Genomic DNA, 4,426 nt, shown 5'->3' with positions numbered 1-4,426 from the left:
CTGTGAATTGCAAACCATCATCCAAGGTTGCTACGTTGTGTTTCACTCCGTTTTCTTCAAGAACGAGACGAGTAATACCGGTACCATCTACAGCCGGTTTCGCATCACCGCTCTTCATAGTAAGACCGTTTGCACCATTTGCACCGTTAAGATCGATGGAACCGTCTTTACCGTTGATAGCAACAGCAGAACCATCTTTACCCTTGACTCCGATGGAACCATCTTTACCTGTTGGACCTTCCTTACCGATTGCTAGATTATCATTTAACTTCAAATCATAAGTAGCTTGACCATTATTGTCAGTCTTAGCGATAAGCAAGTTACCGTCAGTTCTGTTTTCTTGTCCATCTACTTTCACAATAGTATGTTTGCCGGCTAATTCTTTTACTTCATTCAATTGACCGCCGTTGACAGCATCTTTAGAGTTAGGGGCTACGTTGCCGTCGGCAACATTCGTAATAGACGCATTATTGGCATTGATACCATTCGGAGTAATAAAGCTCTTTCCACCAACGGTCAATCCATTATTATTGATTACCGTAGTACCTGTTGTTACGCTGTCTACATTTAGATCTTTAGCTAATTTGACATTCAACGTATCCGTGCCGTTAGATACCACACCGATGTTGTTATCACTCAATTTAGACTCATCGGTCACGCCACCGACAATATTAGTTTGAGCACCTAGTTTTTGGGTGAACTTATTATCTGGAGCCGCAGCAGCTTTTACATCACCTGCATAAACTACGCCCTTATCTATTTCCGTAGTCATCGCATATAATTGGCTACCATTAATAGCATCAGTCGATGTAGCAGAAATACGACCGGCCGCCACATTAGTGATGGTCCGTTCTGCACCCGCCTTGCCTACACTCACCGTGGAAGTCGGATTTACACCGGCGAAATTATGAGCTTCTCCATTAATCGTTGCGGATTGTGTCGCCACTGCTGCCGCTGTTTCAGAACCATTACCGATAGCTACGGCATTTTCATTTGCTACTTTTGTATTGTTACCGAGAGCTACACCATTCTTTCCTGTTACGGATGCAGTGCTCCCTAGAATCATGGCCCCATCAGCAGAAGCTGTGGAATTATTACCTACCGCATACGCATTATCCGTTGTGATGGTATTCTTATTACCGAAAGCGCCTGCCGTATTACCTTTAACCGTACCGGCAGTAACCTTTTTAATCTTATCGCCATTAGTTTCTGTGGTTTCCGTAATAGTCGCGGAACCAATCGTATTACCATCACCAATAGCATAGGAATTGCTTCCATACACTTTATTTTCTACACCGAGAGCAGCAGATTTAGTACCGGATGTAGCGCCATCGGTCATATCGAAACCGACTGTATTCGTATCACCAATGGATATGGCTTTATCACCATACGCACCTACCTGGCTACCTACGGCAAGAGAATTTTTACCCCAGCTTCGTGCCATGACACCGATACCTGTACTGGCAACGCCTTTTGTCAATGAGTTAACACCGATTGCCGTGGAACCCGTACCAAGAGACTGCGTCATCATACCGATAGCCATACTGCCATGACCGATAGAAGCGGTATTTACATACTTTTTACTATCATTAAGTGCACCAGATCCCAATGTAGTTCCAGGGTATAGAGCGGCCAGTTCACGATTAAAGTTTTTTTGTGTACCAGCAACCGCCATATCAGGCACTACTGTATTCAAATCAGGCTTCGCCGTTTCAATATCATCCCCACCGATGGCAATAGAGGAATGACCAATAGCTCTTACATCTCCACCGATACCTATAGATTGAGTGCCATACACCTTTGCCATACTACCGATAGCCGTGCCTTGAGAGTATTCAGGATGATCATCAGGATTGGTAACGCTCTTTCTAATGATGCTGGCTTCCGCTCCGGAACCAATAACCACATCACCACGAGAGCCGTAAGAATGAGCTTCCGCCCCCATGACAACTGCACCAGATCCTTCTTGATTATGGTATTTGGATACCGAGCTTGTAGCTTGACGACCAATAGTAATATCGCCATTTTCCATTGCATGTGCTACATTACCAATAGCAATAGTGCTTGCAGAATAAGGATCGTTTGCTCTTTTTTGTCCCCCTGCATGAGCGCCTTGACCTATAGCAACACTGTTTTCAGAGTTTACATCGGAATGGGCCTGACGTCCTACTACGACCGTTTGAGTACCTGCCGCATTTGCTAAGGAACCAATTCCTATAGCATTTAATCCTGTTACAGTAGATGTGTTACCCATGGCGATTGCATTTTGACTGTTTGCCTTAGCATCGGCTCCCACTGCTACACTGGCCAATCCGGTAGCTTGAGATTTAAGACCATATGCCGAACTGTCTTGACCCGTAGCATGAGCTTGATCACCAACAGCAAGAGAATGTAGTGCCGTAGATAGAGATAAAGAACCTATAGCCGTCGCCCCTTGACCTGTAGCTTTTGCTTGGTCACCGATAGCGATAGCATATATATCAGTTGCCTGTGTTCTGCTACCGAGAGCCACCGTATATTCTTGTGTAGTCTTAGCAGTATCCCCTACAGCAATACTGTTTTGATGGAATACAGAAGATCCAATCCCCGCATTAAATGATGCTTCCACCACACTCGGCACTAAACATCCTGCCAAGGCAAAAGCGCATAAAAGTGCACCGAATGATGCATTTTTCTTTTCAAAAATGGTTCTGCTTTTTCCACCATTAGTAGCGATTTCGGAAACCACTACGTAGCAATGCTTCACTCGACTCCAAATTACTTTATAAATGTGATTCATAATTATCCTCCCTTTGGATTGAAAAACACACTCCCTAAAAAAACAAAATGAGCTATGTCTCCTCAATATTACTATTATACATTCAAGGAGACATAACTCAAAGTCTTTTTTAAAGATTTTATGAAATTATAGATTGTAAATGATATGTTGACATCCAGTCATTAACCGTCAGCCCCATTACAAAGCATCGTATTGATAAACAATCTTTCCGGCGAAAAGTTTATTTTGGTTCTAATATTAAAAAGATTCTTTATCTTATTCGCTGCCAATGCTGTGTACGAACTGAATCATCAATACCGACGGAGAGGAGATAATTCCCAAAATGGTTACCCGTTGTCCCATAGGAACAACTGCACCATTGAGATCTACAAGAATAGTAGTCCCTTGAGCCGTACGGAAATTCATGAGTCCGCCTTCCGCAGAGGATATAATTCTACCAACGGTACAGATTTTAGTCCTCATTGGAATCCCGGATAAATTCCACGCAACTTGATAACCATCTAGCTGATCTATGCGTAAAGCGCCAGGATTGACTTGATACCAATTGTTAAGATCGCTCTTTACATGACCTTGAAAATAGCCTGCATCACGAGTTATCTCAACCTTAGGAGGTTTCCGTGTCATTATCTTTGAAGAAGAATCTTCAACATCTTTTCTGTAGCTCACCATGGGTTGATTTGGAAGGCGATCTTCATAAGCCACTTTTTGAATAATCAGTATAGATTGTTGAGCCTGATTATGGGCTATATAACCTGACGCCTGAAAAGGCGTGTAACTCATTATCTTGCCTCCATTTTCCATCATGGCAGGAATTTCTTGTCCTTCGGGAGTGACAAAACGATATATATTTTCCGCATAGGCCCCTTCAAACTGACCTCTTACGGTAATACCATTTGCCGCCGAGGCCATAGGCCCCGACAGCAATAGTATTGATAACATTCCAATCACAAGAGAACACAATTTTTTCATATGAAAGTCTTTCGCTTCGATTAACTGCGACCTTTGATAACGCGAACACGTTGAATATCAGGAGTACCATCTTTATGTTTAGAAATAGTATCCACTCTGATACGTTCAAGTTCTGGTTGGAACTCTTTAAGAGCTCTAGCCATTTGTTCATCGGCAACAGCACCGTTTTGAATAGCTCTATAAATCAAAGCAGCCATTTCATAACGAGTCATCATGCGGTCTCCGCCAAACTTACCGTCTGGGTAGCCAACGATGATGCCATTACCTGCCAATGTTGCCACATAGTCATATGCCCAGTGGTTTTCAGGCACATCTGGGAAGAGTTGCATCTTATCCAAATCCAAGGAGTTAAGCTGTTTACCTTCGGAAACTTTTATGAGTGCGCCCTTCATATTTTCAAGTTCTGCACGAAGATCCTTAAGTTCTTTCTCCATAGCTCTACTCTGGAAGTAGATACGTGATTGCCTTGACCAAGTTTCAAGCTAACGCCGGCATCGATACCGTCCTTAACAATCTTAGTACCGCCATTGATAGTCAAGCCATCACTGTTCATAACAGTATTACCGGTAGTTACACTGTTCAAACCTTTCAAGTCCTTAGCAAGACGAACTTTCAAGTTGTTAGCACCATCGGATACAACACCGATATTGTCATCAGACAATTTATTTGCATCAGCAC

4 protein-coding genes are annotated in these 4,426 nt (G+C 43.0%); all 4 read right to left on the bottom strand.

The genetic code is table 11. The features are described 5' to 3' along the window. Nucleotides 1–2,779, bottom strand: a 2,779-nt coding sequence (locus HMPREF1865_RS09265) for an ESPR-type extended signal peptide-containing protein (protein ID WP_269145147.1), incomplete at its 3' end; no start/stop codon positions are given. Between the two features lie 255 nt (nucleotides 2,780–3,034). Further along, a complete protein-coding gene (locus tag HMPREF1865_RS09260) occupies nucleotides 3,035–3,559 on the bottom strand; it encodes a hypothetical protein (RefSeq protein WP_230949624.1) in 525 nt (174 codons plus the stop codon). Between the two features lie 209 nt (nucleotides 3,560–3,768). Next, nucleotides 3,769–4,182: an S-layer homology domain-containing protein gene (locus HMPREF1865_RS09255; RefSeq protein ID WP_060919905.1), complete on the bottom strand. Its 414-nt coding sequence runs from the start codon at nucleotides 4,180–4,182 to the stop codon at nucleotides 3,769–3,771. Continuing rightward, a partial coding sequence (locus HMPREF1865_RS09670; protein WP_230949623.1) for a hypothetical protein occupies nucleotides 4,137–4,426 on the bottom strand: 290 nt, incomplete at its 5' end. The genes HMPREF1865_RS09670 and HMPREF1865_RS09255, both read right to left, overlap by 46 nt.

The sequence above is a fragment of the Veillonella parvula genome, from assembly GCF_001553335.1.
Taxonomy (GTDB): Bacteria; Bacillota; Negativicutes; order Veillonellales; family Veillonellaceae; genus Veillonella; species Veillonella parvula_S.
The sequence above is the reverse complement of the archived record's forward strand: the minus strand, read 5'-3'. Positions and strand labels throughout refer to the sequence as shown.

Excerpts from the sequence above, each read along its gene's own strand:
- HMPREF1865_RS09260 (WP_230949624.1), bottom strand. The coding sequence starts at position 3,559 with ATGAGTTACACGCCTTTTCAGGCGTCAGGTTATATAGCCCATAATCAG.
- HMPREF1865_RS09255 (WP_060919905.1), bottom strand. The coding sequence starts at position 4,182 with ATGGAGAAAGAACTTAAGGATCTTCGTGCAGAACTTGAAAATATGAAG.